Source organism: Paraburkholderia pallida (assembly GCF_004524855.1).
Taxonomy (GTDB): Bacteria; Pseudomonadota; Gammaproteobacteria; order Burkholderiales; family Burkholderiaceae; genus Paraburkholderia; species Paraburkholderia oxyphila.
In genome coordinates this window covers 3019777-3037071 of the sequence record NZ_CP038148.1, presented here as the reverse complement: position 1 = coordinate 3037071, position 17295 = coordinate 3019777, and the positions used below count along the sequence as shown (strand labels likewise).

Annotated in this window: 17 protein-coding genes; 5 read left to right on the top strand and 12 right to left on the bottom strand. The window is 66.1% G+C overall.

Annotated elements, in window-relative coordinates:
* The first annotated feature begins 153 nt into the window (after nt 1-153).
* A complete protein-coding gene (locus tag E1956_RS13740) occupies nt 154-1575 on the top strand; it encodes an FUSC family protein (RefSeq protein ID WP_134749659.1) in 1422 nt (473 codons plus the stop codon).
* Nucleotides 1576-1605: 30 nt separating this feature from the next.
* On the opposite strand, the gene E1956_RS13735 is transcribed toward E1956_RS13740, so the two are convergent.
* The 5 genes from E1956_RS13735 to E1956_RS13715 form a co-directional block, all read right to left on the bottom strand.
* Entirely contained in the window at nt 1606-2037 is a 432-nt protein-coding gene (locus tag E1956_RS13735) for a VOC family protein (RefSeq protein ID WP_134749657.1), read from the bottom strand.
* Nucleotides 2038-2516: 479 nt separating this feature from the next.
* Nucleotides 2517-3476 carry a transaldolase gene (tal, locus tag E1956_RS13730; RefSeq protein WP_134749655.1) on the bottom strand — a complete coding sequence of 320 codons (960 nt, stop codon included), beginning with the start codon at nt 3474-3476 and terminating at the stop codon, nt 2517-2519.
* Between the two features lie 307 nt (nt 3477-3783).
* Nucleotides 3784-5001, bottom strand: coding sequence for a benzoate/H(+) symporter BenE family transporter (locus E1956_RS13725; protein ID WP_134749653.1), 1218 nt, complete (start codon nt 4999-5001; stop codon nt 3784-3786).
* Between the two features lie 97 nt (nt 5002-5098).
* Nucleotides 5099-6271 carry a vWA domain-containing protein gene (locus tag E1956_RS13720; protein WP_134749651.1) on the bottom strand — a complete coding sequence of 391 codons (1173 nt, stop codon included), beginning with the start codon at nt 6269-6271 and terminating at the stop codon, nt 5099-5101.
* A 70-nt stretch (nt 6272-6341) separates the two neighbouring features.
* Nucleotides 6342-7193 (bottom strand): AAA family ATPase, encoded by an 852-nt coding sequence (locus E1956_RS13715; protein WP_028219377.1) that lies wholly within the window; start codon nt 7191-7193, stop codon nt 6342-6344.
* A 391-nt stretch (nt 7194-7584) separates the two neighbouring features.
* Here E1956_RS13715 and E1956_RS13710 point away from each other — a divergent pair, with 391 nt between their 5' ends.
* Both E1956_RS13710 and E1956_RS13705 read left to right on the top strand, forming a co-directional pair.
* Entirely contained in the window at nt 7585-7950 is a 366-nt protein-coding gene (locus E1956_RS13710; RefSeq protein ID WP_134749649.1) for a c-type cytochrome, read from the top strand.
* Nucleotides 7951-7977: 27 nt separating this feature from the next.
* On the top strand, nt 7978-8373 hold the full coding sequence (locus tag E1956_RS13705; RefSeq protein WP_134749647.1) for a c-type cytochrome: 396 nt from the start codon (nt 7978-7980) through the stop codon (nt 8371-8373).
* Between the two features lie 175 nt (nt 8374-8548).
* On the opposite strand, the gene E1956_RS13700 is transcribed toward E1956_RS13705, so the two are convergent.
* The 3 genes from E1956_RS13700 to rsxB all read right to left on the bottom strand — a co-directional run bounded on the left by E1956_RS13700 (nt 8549) and on the right by rsxB (nt 10787).
* Nucleotides 8549-8983 (bottom strand): DUF1841 family protein, encoded by a 435-nt coding sequence (locus E1956_RS13700; RefSeq protein WP_134749645.1) that lies wholly within the window; start codon nt 8981-8983, stop codon nt 8549-8551.
* Between the two features lie 138 nt (nt 8984-9121).
* A complete protein-coding gene (gene nth / locus E1956_RS13695; protein WP_134749643.1) occupies nt 9122-9766 on the bottom strand; it encodes an endonuclease III in 645 nt (214 codons plus the stop codon).
* A 43-nt stretch (nt 9767-9809) separates the two neighbouring features.
* Nucleotides 9810-10787, bottom strand: a complete 978-nt coding sequence (gene rsxB / locus E1956_RS13690) for an electron transport complex subunit RsxB (protein WP_134749641.1) — start codon at nt 10785-10787, stop codon at nt 9810-9812.
* A gap of 359 nt (nt 10788-11146) precedes the next feature.
* Between rsxB and E1956_RS13685 the strand changes: the two genes are divergently transcribed.
* A complete protein-coding gene (locus E1956_RS13685; protein WP_028219382.1) occupies nt 11147-11779 on the top strand; it encodes a TetR/AcrR family transcriptional regulator in 633 nt (210 codons plus the stop codon).
* 128 nt (nt 11780-11907) lie between these two features.
* Here E1956_RS13685 and E1956_RS13680 read toward each other — a convergent pair whose 3' ends face one another.
* The 4 genes from E1956_RS13680 to E1956_RS13665 form a co-directional block, all read right to left on the bottom strand.
* A complete protein-coding gene (locus E1956_RS13680) occupies nt 11908-13185 on the bottom strand; it encodes a polyhydroxyalkanoate depolymerase (RefSeq protein ID WP_134749639.1) in 1278 nt (425 codons plus the stop codon).
* Nucleotides 13186-13198: 13 nt separating this feature from the next.
* Nucleotides 13199-13393: a hypothetical protein gene (locus tag E1956_RS13675; RefSeq protein WP_134749637.1), complete on the bottom strand. Its 195-nt coding sequence runs from the start codon at nt 13391-13393 to the stop codon at nt 13199-13201.
* Nucleotides 13394-13466: 73 nt separating this feature from the next.
* A complete protein-coding gene (locus E1956_RS13670) occupies nt 13467-15344 on the bottom strand; it encodes a glycoside hydrolase family 15 protein (RefSeq protein WP_134749635.1) in 1878 nt (625 codons plus the stop codon).
* A gap of 172 nt (nt 15345-15516) precedes the next feature.
* Nucleotides 15517-15675 carry a DUF3096 domain-containing protein gene (locus tag E1956_RS13665; RefSeq protein ID WP_134749633.1) on the bottom strand — a complete coding sequence of 53 codons (159 nt, stop codon included), beginning with the start codon at nt 15673-15675 and terminating at the stop codon, nt 15517-15519.
* Nucleotides 15676-15913: 238 nt separating this feature from the next.
* On the opposite strand from E1956_RS13665, the gene E1956_RS13660 reads away from it, so the two are divergent.
* Nucleotides 15914-17203: a lactonase family protein gene (locus tag E1956_RS13660; RefSeq protein WP_134749631.1), complete on the top strand. Its 1290-nt coding sequence runs from the start codon at nt 15914-15916 to the stop codon at nt 17201-17203.
* Nucleotides 17204-17295: the final 92 nt, after the last annotated feature.

The following is a 17295-nucleotide window of genomic DNA, read 5'->3' as shown; positions in this document are numbered from 1 at the left end:
CTTCACACGCAATGCCCGCAACGTCATGGTTGCGGGCATTTGTTTTTCTGGTGCACGATGCTTGCAGGGGCGAACCTCCCGGGAGGGGCCGTTCCCGGCTCTTCGCCGATTCTCCGCCCACTTGCGTCACGTCCAGCAGGCTTCGAGCGCGCCATGGCTTCGTCCGACCACGACACCGACTCCGCATCCTCCGCCGCCACCGGCGATGCGTCGCGCCACGGCGCGAGCACCGCCGGCCGCCGCAAGCCCGTACGCCGGCGCTCGCGCGTGGCGCGCGTCTGGCGCGCGCTCTCCTCGCCGTTCTACCGCTACCGCAATGCCGGGATCATTCACGGCGTGCGCGTCGGACTCGCGATGCTCGTGTCGATTTTTGCCACCACGGGCATCGACATCCCGCACGGCATCTGGGCGTCGGTCACGCTGCTCGTGGTGATCGGCGGGCTCCAGCATCATGGCAACATCCGCAAGAAGGCCGCCGAGCGCGCGCTCGGCACCGTGCTCGGCGCGTTGATCGGCCTCACGCTGATCGTCGTGCAGGCGCTGACGGGCTTCACGTGGCTCACGTACTCGCTCATGGCCATAGTCGCGGCCGTGTGCAGCTATTACGCGATCGGCAAGGCGGGCTACGTGCCGCTGCTCACGGCCATCACGATGTGCATCGTCGCGGGCCACGGCGACAACCTCATCGACACGGGCCTGTGGCGCACGCTCAACGTGATGATCGGCATCGTGATCGCGCTGGCGTTTTCGTTCGCGCTGCCGTTGCACGCCACCTATTCGTGGCGCTACCGGCTCGCCGACAATCTGCGCGAGATTGCGCGTATCTATGCACAGGTGGTGAGCGGAGCGCACGTGGACACCGATGTGCAGGTGGAGACCTTCCGGCGTCTGAATGCGCGGCTCGTGCAGCTGCGCGCGCTGATGCCTTCGGTGGCGAAAGAGATCGACGTGCCGCTCGCGCGGCTCGAGCAGGTGCAGCGCCTGCACCGCTCGCTGCTGAGCTCGCTGGAGATGATGTCGACGGGCCTCGGAAACTACGAGCAGCGGCTCGTGCGGGTGGCCTTCGCGGGGCGCAGCGCGTGCGTGCGCGAAGCGCTGCTGGCGACGGCGCGGGCGCTGCGCTTTGGCGGCACGCGGCATCCGGAGGCGGCTGCGCGGGCATTGCGGGCGGGTGTGCTGGAGTCCGCCTCGGGTGGTTTGGGTGGCGCGGGTGGCTTCGGTGGCGCGGGTGGCTCGGGTGAATCGGGTGAATCGGGTGAATCGGGTGAATCGGGTGAATCGGGTGAATCGGGTGAATCGGGTGAATCGGGTGAATCGGGTGAATCGGGTGAATCGGGTGAATCGGGTAGTTCGAGCGGCGGCGTGCCGGGCGCGGTCCCGGAAAGTAGCCCAGCGGGTTTGCCGTGTGCTGCGCCTTTGGCGGCGCAGGGCGCCGCGCCGCTCGCACCGGAAATGCAGGGGCCTTACTGGCTCGAACAGCGCTTCGAGGAGCAGGTGGGGCAACTGCGTGCCTTGCTCCTCGAAACCGAGCCGAAATGGAACATCGAACGCGCCCATATGCACCGCATGGTGTGACGCGCGCGTCCGCCAACGTGATGACGACGCTCAGGCAGCGGGGCTCTCGAGCGGCGGCGCGCTGACCATCCACGGCACGCCGAACTTGTCGGCGAGCATGCCGAAGCCGGGTGACCAGAAGGTTTTGCCGAACGGCATCGTCACCTGGCCGCCCTTGGCGAGCGCATCGAAGTAGCGCTGCGCGGTGGCGGCGTCAGGGGCCGTGAGCGAGACGCTGAAACCGAGGAACTTATCGTGATGGGTCATGCACCCGCCGTCGGACATCATGAGCTGCGCGTCGCCGACCTGGATCGTCGCGTGCATGATTTTTTCGGCGAATTCGGGCGCCATCGGCTGCTCGGGGTTCGGCGGCGCGTCCTTGAAGCGCATCTTGAAGAGCTCCTGCGCGCCGAGCGCCTCGCGATAGAACGCGATCGCCTCTTCGCAGGTGCCGTTGTAGAACAGATAGGGCTGGATTTGCATCGTCAGTTTCCTTGCGCACTGGACCGCCGGGCGATCCCGAGTTGGGCGATCCCAGGTTGGCTGGCCGGCCCGATCAAGGCGCGCCGTGCGGCTTGGGTGATGCTGCGCGGCAGGGCGGGGCCGGGGTGGCGCGGCATGTTGCGCCGCTGCCCTGATTCTAGGCGCTCCTGATGACCGCATGCACTTTTTGGGGGCATGTGTCGTCAGGGTTTGCGAGAGCGCAGACGGGAATGGCGTTTGCGCCGGGCGCCGCAGGAAAGCCAGGGAGCGCGCCGGCCGGGCGCGCCATGCAAAAGGGCCGCACATGCAGCATGTGCGGCCCTGGCAGAGGCTTAGTGGCGGACTTCGCGCGGATGTCGAAACCGCCTGCCCGATGACGACGATGGACGACGACAATGCGGACCACGCGAGATGGACCGCGCGATCTGCCGCGCAGTCCACGAGCGCCAGATCGCGAGTCCTCCGGGTCCCCCTCGTCCTTAACGCCCGCGCAGTTCCTCGATCATCTTTTCGAGCTTGATTGCATCGGCGGCGAATGCGCGGATGCCTTCCGCGAGCTTCTCCGTCGCCATCGCATCTTCGTTGAGCTGGAAGCGGAACGACGGCTCGTCCACGGCCACGCGCTCGATCTGCCCGTCCTTGAACGCTTGCGCTGAGAGCTTGCGCTCGACCTTTTCGGTGCTGTCCTGCAGCTTCTGCAGCAGATCCGGGCTGATCGTGAGCAGGTCGCAGCCGGCCAGTTCGACGATCTGGCTGGTATTGCGGAAGCTCGCGCCCATCACCTCGGTCGTGTAGCCGAACTTCTTGTAGTACGCGTAGATCTTGCGCACCGATTGCACGCCCGGATCGTTCGCGCCGCCGTCCTTCGCGTCGTCCCAGTCGGCGCCCTTGGCCTTCTTGTACCAGTCGTAGATGCGGCCGACGAACGGCGAGATCAGTTGCGCACCCGCTTCGGCGCACGCGGCGGCCTGCGCGAGCGAGAACAGCAGCGTCATGTTGCAGCGGATGCCGTCCTTTTGCAGCACCTCGGCCGCGCGGATGCCTTCCCACGTGGAGGCGAGCTTGATCAGCACGCGCTCGCGCGGGATGCCGGCCTGCTTGTACAGGTCGATGATGTGATGCGCCTTGTCGATCGACTTCTTCGTGTCGAACGAGAGGCGTGCGTCCACTTCGGTCGAGACGCGGCCCGGGATGATCTTGAGGATCTCGGTGCCGAAGGCGACCAGCAGGTGGTCGATGATCGATTCGACCGACTCGTTCGCGTGATCGCGCACGGTTTTTTCGAGCAGCGGCCGGTACTCGGCCTTCTGCACGGCCTTGAGGATCAGCGACGGGTTCGTGGTCGCGTCCTGCGGCTTGTACTGGACGAACTGCTGGAAGTCGCCCGTATCGGCGACGACGGTGGTGTACTGCTTGAGCTGATCGAGTGCGGTAGTCATGTCAGGCCTTGTGGGCGCATGCGCGCCGGCGTCGGAAGGAGTTGAACGGCCTTGCGCGCCTGAGCCGCTGGCTGCTGGCGCGAAGGGCGGAACGCGAAATGCAGAACGCCTGAAAACGCCTCAAAACGCGAAGGGGCGCTGCGTCGCCGCACCGGACACCGTCGTCCGCAGGGACGGGGACGGAGCGCGGGCGGCGCGCGATGCCGTGCCGGCGGGCACGGCGTACGCCATCATTTTAGGGCGGATCGGGTGGCGGCGCGATGACGCGCGCCGCGGTATCGCCAATGCATCGCCGATCCCCGCGCCATCAGGCCCGCCGTGCGTTCAGGATCACCTGGGTCAGCACGCCTGCCACGAGCCCCCAGAACGCCGCGCCGATCGAGAGCAGCGTGAGCCCGGAAGCCGTCACCATGAACGTCACGAGCGCGGCTTCGCGCTCGTGGGGGTTCTGCATGGCGTTGGTGAGGCCGCTCATGATCGAGCCGAACAGCGCGAGCGCCGCGATGGAGACCACGAGCGCCGGCGTAAACGCCGCGAACAGCGCCGCGATGGTCGCGCCGAAGGTGCCGGCGATCAGATAGAAGATGCCGCACCAGACGGCGGCCATATAGCGCTTCGTGCGGTCTTCATGGGCGTGCGGCCCGGTGCAGATCGCCGCGGTGATGGCCGCGAGATTGATGCCATGCGAGCCGAACGGCGCGAGCACGAGCGAGGCGATGCCGGTCGTGGCGACGAGCGGCGAGGAGGGCGTGTTGTAGCCATCGGCGCGCAGCACGGCGATGCCGGGCACGTTCTGCGAGGCCATCGCCACGACGAAGAGCGGAATGCCGATGCTCACGATCGCCGAAGCGGAAAACGCGGGCATCGTGAACACGGGCTTCGCGACGGCCACGCGGAAGTGGCTGAAGTCGAGCAGCCCGAGCGCGGCGGCGGCGGCCACGCCCACCACGAGCGTGCCGACGATCGCATAGCGCGGCACCCAGCGCTTGAGCAGCAGGTAGGCGAAGAACATCGTGAGCACGAGCGGCGTCTGCACCTGCGCCGCGTGAAAGATCTCGATGCCGATCTCGAACAGGATGCCCGCGAGCAGCGCCGCCGCGATGCCGGCGGGCACGCGCTTCATCAGCGCGTCGAACCAGCCGGTCACGCCTACCGCCGTGAGCAGCAGCGCGCAGACGAGGTACGCGCCGATGGCCTCGGCATAGGGCACATGCGGCAGCGAGCTGATCAGGAGCGCCGCGCCCGGCGTCGACCAGGCGATCACCGTGGGCGCGCGAAACCACAGCGAGAGCCCGATGGTGGTCACGCCCATGCCGATCGAGAGCGACCAGATCCACGAGGAAATCTGCGCGGGGGAGAGATGCGCGGCCTGGCCGGCCTGGAACATCAGCACGAGCGAGCTCGTGTAGCCGGTCATCATCGCGACGAAGCCTGCGACGATCGTGGCCACCGACGTGTCGGCGAAGGGCCTCAAGGGTCCCGGCCGGAATGTCGATGGCAGGTCCGGGGACGAAGGCGCGGTCATGCTGGGAATCTCCTCGTTTTATGGTTGTATGCGCAACGGTCTGGCCGCGCGCCTTGGGCGACGCGGCGAAATCTGGCGAAACGCGGGTAGGGTGGCGCTATTTGCTCAGGACGCGCATGGCTGTTTCAAGCCCGGCGACGGTGAGCGGATACATGCGATGCCCGAGTATCTCGCGGATGACCGACACCGACTGGCGGTACTCCCATAGCCGCTCGGGCTCGGGATTGAGCCACGCGAAATGCGGGAACTGGTCGGCGAGACGCCGCAGCCATACGGCGCCCGCCTCGGGGTTGTTGTACTCGACCGAGCCGCCCGGCTGCAGCACTTCATAGGGGCTCATGGTCGCGTCGCCGACGAAGATGAGCTTGTAGTCGGGTGTGAACTTGTGCAGCAGGTCCCAGGTGGGCGTGCGCTCGGCGTGGCGGCGGCGGTTGTTCTTCCACAGGTAGTCGTAGACGCAGTTGTGGAAGTAATAGAACTCCAGGTGCTTGAACTCGGCCTTTGCCGCCGAGAACAGCTCCTCGGTGCGCTTGATGTGATCGTCCATCGAGCCGCCCACGTCGAGCAGCATCAGCACCTTCACGTTGTTGTGGCGCTCCGGGACCATCTTGAGGTCGAGCCAGCCTGCATTGGCGGCCGTGCTGCGGATCGTGTCGGTGAGGTCCAGCTCTTCGGCGGCGCCCTCGCGCGCGAAGCGGCGCAGGCGCCGCAGCGCCACCTTGATGTTGCGCGTGCCGATCTCGACCTGGTCGTCGTAGTCGCGGTACGCGCGCGCGTCCCACACCTTCACGGCGCTGCGCTGGCCGCCTTCGCCGCCGATGCGGATGCCCTCGGGGTTATAGCCGCCGTTGCCGAAGGGCGAGGTGCCGCCCGTGCCGATCCACTTGCTGCCGCCTTCGTGGCGCTCCTTCTGTTCCTCGAAGAGCTCCTTGAGGCGCTCCATGAGCTTGTCGAGCCCGCCCATCGCCTCGATCTGCGCGCGCTGCTCGGGCGTGAAGTCGCGCTCGAGGCGCTTCTTGAGCCAATCTTCGGGAATCTCGAAGGCGAGCTCCGACTTTTTCTCGATGCCTCGGAAGTACGCGCCAAAGGCCTGATCGAAACGGTCGAAGTATTGCTCGTCCTTCACGAGCGTCATGCGCGCGAGGTAATAGAAGTCGTCGAGCGAGGGCGCGATCACGCGCTCCTTGAGCGCCTCGACGAGCGTGAGGTACTCCTTCACGGAGACCGGCAGCTTCGCGTCTCGCAGCGTGTAAAAGAAGTCGATCAGCATGCTGGTTCTCCGGCCTTGCGAGCGTGCCCCGCGCCTTGCGGCTGTCCTCGCGGCTGTTCCTGGCGGTGTGTTAGCGGTTGTGACGGTTCATGTAGATGAGCCGCTCGAAGAGGGTCATGTCCTGCTCGTTCTTGAGCAGCGCGCCGGCGAGCGGCGGCATGGACTTCGAGCCGTCCGCGGCGCGCAGGGCGTCGGGCGGAATGTCCTCGGCGAGCAGCAGCTTGAGCCAGTCGAGCAGCTCGGACGTCGAAGGCTTCTTCTTCAGGCCCGCGACGTTGCGCAGCTCGAAGAAGCTTTCCATGGCCGCGTTGAGCAGATCGCGGCGGATGCCCGGATAGTGCACCTCGACGATGCGCTGCATCGTGGCCGGATCGGGGAAGCTGATGTAGTGGAAGAAGCAGCGGCGCAGGAAGGCGTCGGGCAGTTCCTTCTCGTTGTTCGACGTGATGATGACGAGCGGACGCTGCTTCGCTTTCACGAGCTCGCGCGTTTCGTACACGTAGAACTCCATGCGGTCGAGTTCGCGCAGCAGGTCGTTGGGGAATTCGATGTCGGCCTTGTCGATCTCGTCGATCAACAGCACGCTTTGCTGCTCCGACTCGAACGCCTGCCACAGCACGCCCTTCACGATGTAGTTTCGGATGTCCTTCACGCGCTCGTCGCCGAGCTGCGAGTCGCGCAGGCGCGAGACCGCGTCGTACTCGTAGAGACCTTGCTGCGCCTTCGTGGTGGACTTGATGTGCCACTGCATGAGCGGCATGTCGAGCGCCGCGGCCACTTCCTCGGCCAGCATGGTCTTGCCCGTGCCGGGCTCGCCCTTGATGAGCAGCGGTCGTTTGAGGGTGATCGCGGCATTGACCGCAAGCTTGAGGTCGTCGGTGGCGACGTACTGCGAAGAGCCTTCGAAACGCGTGGCGCGCATGATGAACCGCTCGCTAAAAAAATCCCAGTATAAGTCAGAAGGGGTGTTGGGTCGGGGGGCGCTCGCGTATCGTTGGGTCCGCCCGATGCGGCACTCGTTTATGGTTCGCGCACAGTGTGCGAGACCCGTGCGGGACACATCAGGGATGACCCGCACGCCAGGATGCCAGACCGCTCGCGAATTTTCTCATTCACGCCCGAGCCCCGTCCGGCGGGCCTGAGCGGGCATTGCCCCGGCGCGCGCCCGGTGGACGTGCGGCGGGGCGTCGCGGTATACTCGGACCGATTTTTTTCGGCCTGCACGGCGACCCAAAAGTAAAACAGCAGTAATGCGGCGCAGGCCGTGGCCTGCGGTTCGGGCGTTCGAATCCCCTCAAGCCAGGTTGGATGCTATGAAAAAAATTGTCGGCAAGCACGTCATGTTTGGCGCATTGACAGTGCTGGCGGGCTTCGCGGCCACGGCACACGCGGATGTCGTGGGCAGCGCGAAGGCAGGGCAGGGCAAGGTTGCGATGTGTATCGGCTGTCATGGTATTCCCGACTACCGCACCGCCTATCCCGAGGTCTATCACGTGCCAATCCTGGGCGGCCAGAACGCGCAATACATCGAAAACGCGTTGCACGGCTACAAGAAGGGCGACCGCCACTTCGGGACGATGCATGCGATCGCGGCGACGCTGTCCGACCAGGACATCGCTGATATCGCGGCGTATTACTCGTCGCAGACGGCCGCCACGAAAAACAACCCCGAGAAGTAACCGGCACGGGACAGGACAGGAGAATCCATGAACAAGCCCTACACGGCCGAGCGCGCCTCGCTTCTGAAGACCGCCTCGGGGGTTTGCGCCGCCGCAGCGCTCACGCTTGCGGTGGCCCTGCAGCCGGCGCACGCCGCCGACGCCTCCAACGGCAAGGTGCTCGCCGACAGCCACAATTGCGCGGCCTGCCACGGCGTGAACCTGAACAAGCCGGTGAGCCCCGAGTATCCGAAGCTCGCGGGCCAGCACGCCGACTACATCTATTGGGCGCTGCGCCAGTATCAGATGGGCACCGGCAACCCGAACTTCGGCCGCAGCAATCCGATCATGCAGGCGCAGGTGCAGAGCCTCTCGGAGCGTGACCTGAAGGATCTGGCCGCCTACGTCGAATCGCTCAAGGGCGATTTGGTCGAGAAGAAGTAAGCGCACCGGGCGCGCTGCGCGTCCCGATGACGGAGGCGTCATGCGATATGCATGGCGCGCTCGCGCGCGAACAGGAACGCAAATGCGAAACACCCCGTGCGAGATGCGCCCAGGCGCCTCGCACGGGGTGTTTTTTCATGCCCGTTCAAAACCGCGGGTAGCGCACGGCCGCCGCTCAGTCGCGCGTGGCGCGCCGCTCGATGCGGGCGAGATAAGCGTCGGTGTCGGGCGGCGTGTTGGTGCGTTGCGCCTCCCAGATCGTCTCGCCGAGACATTCCATGATGGCGTGCTGCGCGTCGTGCGTGGAGCCCAGACGTGCCGCGAGCCGGTCGTGCGCGGCGCGGATGCCCGGCGGCTGGTCGATCGAGAGCTGCTCGCTGATCGCGAGATGCATCGACAGATGCAAAAAGGGATTGCTCTGGCCGCGCTCGGGCGAGTAGTCCTCGGCGGCGGCCGCTTCGGCGTCGGCGAGCTGCGTGTGGTACTCGGGGTGCTCGACGATCCAGTCGGCGGCGATCGCCTCGAGCGGCGTGAGGATTTCGCCCGCGCGCTGCTTGCGCCAGGTCTCGGTGAAAAAGCGGCGGACTTCGTCGCGGCTGGGATTGAACATCGTGAATCGTGCTGAAAACGTGCGTGGGTGAGGGCGGGTTGGCGAGGGCCCGGATCGGCGCCAATTCGCCTGATGCGGTGGCTCAAACGGCAATTCTACGCGCGTGCGCGCACCGGCGCCGGCGCGCCGGCGGGCGCGTCAGAGCTCGGGCGGCGGCGTCTTCGGCTTGAATTCGCAGAGCGGCTCGATCACGCAATGCCAGCATTCCGGGCGGCGCGCCTTGCAGACATAGCGGCCGTGCAGGATCAGCCAGTGGTGCGCGTCCTGCCGGAACTCGGCCGGCGTGACCTTCTCCAGCGCGGTTTCCACGGCCTTCACGTCCTTGCCGGGCGCTAGACCGGTGCGGTTGGCGACGCGGAAGATGTGCGTGTCCACGGCGATGGTCGGATGGCCGAACGCGGTGTTGAGGACCACGTTCGCGGTCTTGCGCCCGACGCCCGGCAGCGCCTCGAGCGCTTCGCGTGTCTGCGGGACCTCGCCGCCGTACTGCTCGATCAGGATCTTGCAGGTGGCGATGACGTTCTTCGCCTTGGTGCGGTAGAGGCCAATCGTCCTGATGAAATCGACAACGCCTTCCTCGCCCAGCGCGAGCACCGTCTGCGGCGTGTTGGCCACCGGAAACATCTTGCGCATGGCCTTGTTCACCGAGACGTCGGTGGCCTGTGCGGAGAGCATCACGGCGATCAGGAGTTCGAAGGGCGTCGTGAACTCCAGTTCGGTCGTCGGGTTCGGGTTGAGGCTCTGGAGCGTTTCGTAGATGGCGCGGCGCTTGGTGGCGTTCATGACTGGTGTGCGAGGGCCGTCCGCTTGATGCAGTTCATGCGGCTCAGGCGGGTTTGTCGTCGTGCGGGTGGTTGTCGTGCTCGCTGCGGCCCTGGCGTTCTTGCTGGCCGCCATCCGACGCGTTCGGCGCGCCCGGTTCGGATGCGGCGGGGGCCGTGGCGGCGCCCGCGATTTCGCCGCCGGCAGCTTGCGCCGGCGCACCGGCATCGGCGCCAATGCCGAGGCGCTTGCGGCGTGCCTCGGCAGCGTCGATTTGCGCCTGCACGTCGGCGCTCACGTGCTCGGTATTGCGCGGGGCAACGCCGTGCTCGGCCAGCTCTGCCTTCTTGCGGCGTGCGCGCTCGAGCGCGGCCTGGATGATCGCTTTTTTCTTCGCTTCGGCATCGTCGGCGCCTGCAGGCGCACGCGCGGCCGCAGTAACCGCCGCAGCCCCGGCAGCGGGCGCACTCGCTGCGGCAACCGTGGACGCCGCGGCCGCGCGGCGTGCCGCGGCGCGCGCTTCGGCCGCGTCGCGCTCGGCCGCGAGCCGCGCCTGACGGCGGTCGTGGCGCACGCGTGCTGCATCGGCCTGCTGCTGGCTCCAGGCGTCCCAGCCCGTTGCCTCGCCGGTCACCGGAATCATCGCGATGCAGTCCACGGGGCACGGCGCGACGCACAGGTCGCAACCCGTGCACTCGTCCTTGACGATGGTGTGCATCTGCTTGGGCGCGCCGACGATCGCATCGACGGGACACGCCTGCATGCACAGTGTGCAGCCGATGCACAACTGCTCGTCGATGAAGGCCACGGGGCGCGGCCGCTCGACGCCGTTCACGGGATTGATCGGGATGACCGGCTTGCCAAGCAGCTTCGCGAGGCGCGCGACGCCCTCGGCGCCGCCCGGCGGGCACTGGTTGTAGTGGGCGGTGCCGGCGGCAACAGCTTCGGCATAAGGCCGGCAGCCGTCGTAGCCGCACTTGGTGCATTGCGTCTGGGGCAGCAGATCTTCGATGCGGTCTGCGAGGGTCTTGGAATCGTTCACGGTTGCGATATCTGGGCGGGCTCGCAAACGCGCCGCCAAAGCCCGCATTATCGCCGATTTCCCGCATTGCCATCGGCGGGCCATGTGCCATAATCAAAGCGCTTAATTCGAATGTTCGGGCCGCGCTTGCCGCAGTTGCACCACCTCGCGCACGACATCGGATCGAGTCCGCAGGACGGCGTCAAATACGCAGCGTCGGGCGAGGGGTCAAGACGACTGCAAACAAAGAAAGATCGGGAAGCGAAGGGTGTCAGTCCATTAACCCGGCGCGCTCCATGCCACGCTGCCGCACGATGGGTTAGGAGAGGCCCGGCAGCGCAAAATGGTAAGCGGCGCGCCTATCGAGCGATCCTGCCACCATGAATCAGACGAAAATCAAAAGAGATCCTGAAGGCACACGCCGCCGCATCCTGCTTGCCGCAGCGGAGGAGTTCGCAAGCGGTGGCCTGTTCGGCGCCCGCGTCGACCAGATCGCGCGCCGCGCGGAAACCAACGAGCGCATGCTCTACTACTACTTCGGCAGCAAGGAGCAGTTGTTCACTGCCGTGCTGGAGCATGCATTCGGCGCGCTGAACGAAGCCGAACGCGCACTCGACCTCGCCGGGCTCGCACCCGTGGAGGCCATCACGCGGCTCGCGCATTTCGTTTGGGACTACTACCGCGATCATCCCGACCTCCTGCGCCTCGTGAACAACGAGAACCTGCACGAGGCGCGCTACATGCAGAAGTCCACGCGCATCCACGAGATGATTTCGCCGATCGTCGCCACGCTCGGCTCCATCCTCGCGCGCGGCGAGGCAGCGGGTCTCTTTCGCGCGAACGTCGATCCCCTGCGCCTGTACGTGACGCTCTCGGGCATGGGCTACTACATCGTGTCCAACCGCTACACGCTCAACGCCACGCTCGGACGCGACTTCAGCACGAGTGCCGAGCGCGCCGAGATCATCCAGCTCAATACCGAGATGCTGCTCGCGTTCCTGATGCGCAAGTGAGCGGCAATTGACGGTCCAATGAAAAACGCCGCGCTCTGTGTGAACAGAGCGCGGCGTTTGGCGTTGCGTGCTGCGTTGACCTTTGCATCAGGCTACGCGCCTGGTTGGCACCCCTGAAGCGTTGCGGCTCAGGCTACGGCGCTTTCCTTCGCATTGCGCTTCGTGAGTTGATGCTGGCGGATGAAGTCGCGCAATTGCGGATAGATGATCGTGCGCCAGCGGCGGCCCGAGAAAATGCCGTAGTGACCGCACTTTTCCGCCGTCAAGTGATGCTTTTCGTGCTCCGGGATGCCCGTGCACAGGTCGTGCGCGGCGCGCGTCTGGCCGGAGCCCGAGATGTCGTCGAGTTCGCCTTCGATCGTGAAGAGCGCCGTCTCGCGGATGTCCTGCGGCCGCACGCGCTCGCCCGCGACGTCCCACGTGCCTTCGGCGAGGCTGAAGTCCTGGAACACCGTCCGAATGGTCTCGAGGTAGTACTCGGCGGCCATGTCGAGCACCGCGTTGTATTCGTCATAGAAACGGCGATGTGCTTCGGCGTCCTCTTCGTCGCCGCGCAACAGGCTCTTGTAGAAGTCCCAGTGCGCGCTGGTGTGACGGCCCGGATTCATCGCAACAAAGCCCGCGTGCTGCAGGAAGCCCGGATAGACCTCGCGCCCTTCGCCCGGATAGTTGGCGGGCACCGTGTGAATCACGTTGTTCGCGAACCATTCCATCGAATGCTCGGTGGCGAGCGAATTGACCGCCGTGGGCGAGCGGCGCGCGTCGATCGGGCCGCCCATCATCGTCATGGTGAGCGGGGTGGGCTCGCCGCGGCTCGCCATCAGCGAGATGGCCGCGAGCACCGGCACCGTGGGCTGGCACACCGAAAGCACGTGCAGGTTCTTCGCGCCGATATGGCGGATGAATTCCTGGATGTACGCGATGTAGTCGTCCAGATGGAACGGACCGGCTTCGAGCGGGACCATGCGCGCGTCGATCCAGTCGGTGATGTAGACCTTGTGGTCCTGCAGCAGCGTGCGCACGGTGTCGCGCAGGAGCGTCGAGTGGTGGCCCGAGAGCGGCGCGCACACGAGCACCACGGGCTCGTCCTTGAGCGCTGAGACGGCCGACGGATCGTCGGCGAAGCGCTTGAAGCGCAGCAGCCGGCAGAACGGCTTTTCGATAATGGTCTGCTCGACGATCGGGATGTTGAAGCCATCCTTCTCGATCTGGCGGATGTCGAACTCGGGTTTCTCGTAGTCCTTGCCGAGTCGGTAGAGCAGTTCGTAGCCCGCGGCGAGGCGCGTGGCGCCCGGCACGAGCGAGAACGGGCTCGACGGATTCGAGAACGACTTGGAGGCGGCCTGCGCCCACGCGGTAAGCGGGCTCAGCAAGGCGCGCTGAAATTCACGGATTTGGTAGAGCATGGATGCTCCAGCATCAGGGGCGGTTCGCCCCCGGGCCGCGCAGGGAAAGCGCGGCGCAGAAGCGGGCCAGCAGTTGGTCGGTCAGCCTGTTTATCGGCTTTGGGGCCGGCCGGTTCAGCGGCGCGGCTATGGCTTGCCGCGCGCGAACGAGAATCCTCGTGCCGGAATCAGCAAGCTGACCACCGGCGAATTCCAGTTCGTTGTGCAACGCAGCAACCCAGACTCCAAGTGTAGCGCACTTGACGCCGCTGTATGGGGGCTTTGCGTGCGGTTTCGTACTTTTACGATGCTGTATTGGTCGCCGCTGTCAGATCGGAATCGATCGGCGGAACGCCGCCATCCGCCGGATGCCCCGTCGCCCGGGCCATCTCCTGCTCATGGCGCATCAAATTCAGCCCCGTATGAACGAGTGCCACATGGGAGAACGCCTGTGGGAAATTCCCCACAAGCCGGCCCGCGATCGGGTCGTATTCCTCGGCGAGCAGCCCGACGTCGTTGGCGAGCGCGAGCAGGCGCTCGTACATCGTGCGCGCGTCGTCCATGCGGCCCTGGAGCGCGAGGTTGTCCACCATCCAGAAGCTGCAGGCGAGGAACGTGCCTTCGCCGGGCGGCAGGCCGTCGTTGAAGTCGGTGGTGCGGTAGCGCATCACGAAGCCTTCGCACATCAGGTCGCGCTCGATGGCCGTGACCGTGCCCGCGATGCGTGGGTCCGACGCCGGCAAAAAGCCCACGAGCGGCATCAGCAGGAGGCTCGCGTCGAGATCGGTGCCGCCGTAGATCTGCGTGAACGAGTTGAGCGAGGGATTGAAGCTGCGCTCGCAGATGGTCGCGTGGATGGTGTCGCGCAGCGCGCGCCAGTGCTCGAGCGGGCCCGGCAGGTCGAACTTCTCGGCCGAGCGGATGCAGCGGTCGAACGCCACCCACGCCATGACCTTCGAGAAGGTGAAGTGCTGGCGCCCGCCGCGCGTCTCCCAGATGCCTTCGTCGGGCTCCGTCCAGATTGTTTCGAGATGCTCGAGCATCGCACACTGGATCGACCACGCGGTTTCGTCGGCTTGCAGGCCGCCCACGCGCGCGAGGTGCAGCGCGTTCATCACTTCGCCATAAACGTCGAGCTGCAATTGCCCGACCGCGTTGTTGCCCACGCGCACCGGCTTCGCGCCTTCGTAGCCGGGCAGCCAGTCGAGCTCGAACTCGGGCAGGCGGCGTTCGCCGGCGAGACCATACATGATCTGCAACTGCGAGGGCGAGCCCGCCATCACGCGGCCGAGCCACGCGCGCCAGGCGCGCGCCTCGTCGTAGTAGCCGCCGCGCATCATCGCGAGCAGCGTGATGGTGGCGTCGCGCAGCCAGCAGTAGCGGTAGTCCCAGTTGCGCGAGCCGCCCAGCTGCTCGGGCAGCGAGGTGGTGGGGGCCGCGACGATGCCGCCGGTGGGCTCGAAGGCCAGCGCCTTGAGCGTGATGAGCGAGCGGCGGATGGGCTCGGCCCAGCGGCCCTCGACGGTGCTGCGCGCCGACCACTCCTCCCAGAAGTTCTCGGTGCGCGCGAGCGCCGTGAACGGGTCGCGCGGCGGCGGCGGGCGCAGATGCGAGGCCGCGTAGGCCATCGAGAACGGCACGCGCTCACCCGCGCTCACGTCGAATTCGGCGACGGTGCGCATGTTCTCGCCTTCCAGGTCGACGGGCGTGCGTAGCACGACCGTGTCCGGGCCGACGGTGGCCTTGATGCCGCTCTCGTAAGCGAGGCGGCTCACCCACGGCACCGAAAAGCCATAGTCGAAGCGCAGCACGAGCTCGCACTGCATGCGTACGGTGCCGCGCCGGCCCACCACGAGCCGCACGAGCTCGCTCCAGCCATTGCCGGGCGGCATGAAGTCGATCAGCGTGACGGCGCCGTCGGGCGTCTCGAAGTCGGTTTCGAGGATCAGCGTGTCGCCGCGGTAGCGGCGCGTGGTCTTGACTTCGGCTTTGGAGCCGTCGGCGGGCGGGGCCGGCGCAATCAGCCAGCGGCCGTTCTCTTCGGTGCCGAGCAGCGCCGCGAAGCACGCGCCGGAGTCGAAGCGCGGCCAGCAGAGCCAGTCGATGGAGCCTTCGCGGGACACGAGCGCGGCCGTGTGGCCGTCGCCGATCATTGCATAGTCTTCGATGAGTGCAGGCATGGTAAGCAGATTGACAGCATTGCTCCTGGAGCGGAGACGGCACGGGCACGCACAAGATTAGTGGGTGCGGGGGGGCTCGTGCAACGCGTTTTACTGCCTGTCGCGCACAAATCACTCGTGCGGGAACTTTCACCGCACTTTCGCGAAGATTCCAAAGCTGTGGCCGCAGGCATCAAAAATGCCCGAGATGCCCGTTCGCGCCGAAGAGCCCAATGAGACCGATGATGATCAGATACAGCGCGACGATGTAATTGAGCAGGCGCGGCACCACGAGAATCAGGATGCCGGCGATGAGCGAAACGAGCGGGCCGATGGCGAGATGGATGTCCATGTTTTCTCCCTGGGTGTTGCAAGGCCAGTGTTGCGAAGCCGATGTTGCGAGGCTGGAGGGTGAGAGGCGCGCTGCGCGCCCAACGCCCAGCCACGCGGAAGCTCTCTTATACTGGGCTTCAAACCCTCATAACTTTGGCGCCGGCACATCGGTGTTCGCGCAACGCTCGCTTGCATCGACTCGCGCCGCCGCGCGCTGCCGATCCGCTCCCGCTTCGACAAGCAATAAGGAGGTCGACATGTTTCAGGCCCATGACGCCGCAATCGCCATGCCCGTGCCTGCGCATCGGCACAGTACGCCGCGCGCGAAAAAGCGCAGCCTCATTCATCAGATCATCAAGGGTATTGCCATCATGGCCTCAGTCGCCACAACGCTCGCCGCAACCGGGGCGTTCGCTCAAACCAGCGCGGGCACTGCCGACACGGCAGCCAATGGCGTGTATGACCTGCTCGTCGGCACCTATACCGGCGGCAAGAGCGAGGGCATCTACGTTTATCGCTTCGATTCGAAGACGGGCGACGCCCAGCAGGTGAGCGTCGCGAAGACGGTGAATCCGTCGTATCTCGTGGTGAGCCAGGACAAGCGCTTCGTCTACGCCGTGAACGAGCTGCCCGGCGACAACGGCCCGGCGAGCCTGCGCGGCGACGTGAGCGCGTTCGGCTTCGACGCCGCGAGCGGCCAGCTCACGTTCCTCGACAAGGTTTCCGCGCAGGGCAACGACCCGTGCTATCTGAAACTCTCGCCGGACGGCCGCTATCTCTTCGTCGCCAACTACTCGGTGGCGGCGGACCCCGGTGGCAGCTTCGCGGTGCTGCCCATCGAGCAGGACGGCAAGCTTGGGGCATCGGTGCTCACCGTGCACCATGAGGGCAGCGGTCCGGTGAAGGGACGCCAGGACAACGCGCACGTGCACTCCACGGTGTTCTCGCCGGATGGTCACTACCTCTTCACCCAGGATCTCGGCACCGACAAGCTCTGGACCTACCGCTACACGCCCGACGGCAGCCGCGGCCTCGTGAGTCCGGCCGAGTGGCGCTACACCGACGTGAAGGCCGGCTCGGGCCCGCGTCACCTCATTTTCGGCAACGATGGCCGCTTCGCGTACCTCACGAGCGAGCTGGCCGCCACGGTGAGCGTGTTCGGCTACCACGACGGGCGCCTGACGCTCGAGCAGGTCGAGAAGCTGGCGGAGCCCGGGTTCAAGGGCACGGTGGGCGCCGCGGCGCTGCACCTCTCGCCGGACGGCAAGTTCCTGTACGTCTCGAACCGCGGCGATGCCAACGACATCTCGATCTTCGCCGTCGACGCGCACTCGGGCAAGCTCAGGCGTGTGGGCCGTCAGTCGAGCCTCGGCAAGTCGCCGCGCGAGTTCGCGATCGATCCGAGCGGCCAGTGGCTCATCGTCGGCAATCAGAACAGCGATACGGCCTACGTGTTCCGCCGCAACCAGGAGACGGGCCTCCTCGAGCCGAATCCGAAGCGTATCGATATCGGCTCGCCCGTCGACTTCAAGTTCGTCACACCCTGATCGCTCTGTAAGCGGTTTATCGCGGACAAAAGAAAAACGCCGTGCCGGACGAATCCGGCACGGCGTTTTTGCGTGGCTCGATCGACTGCCGC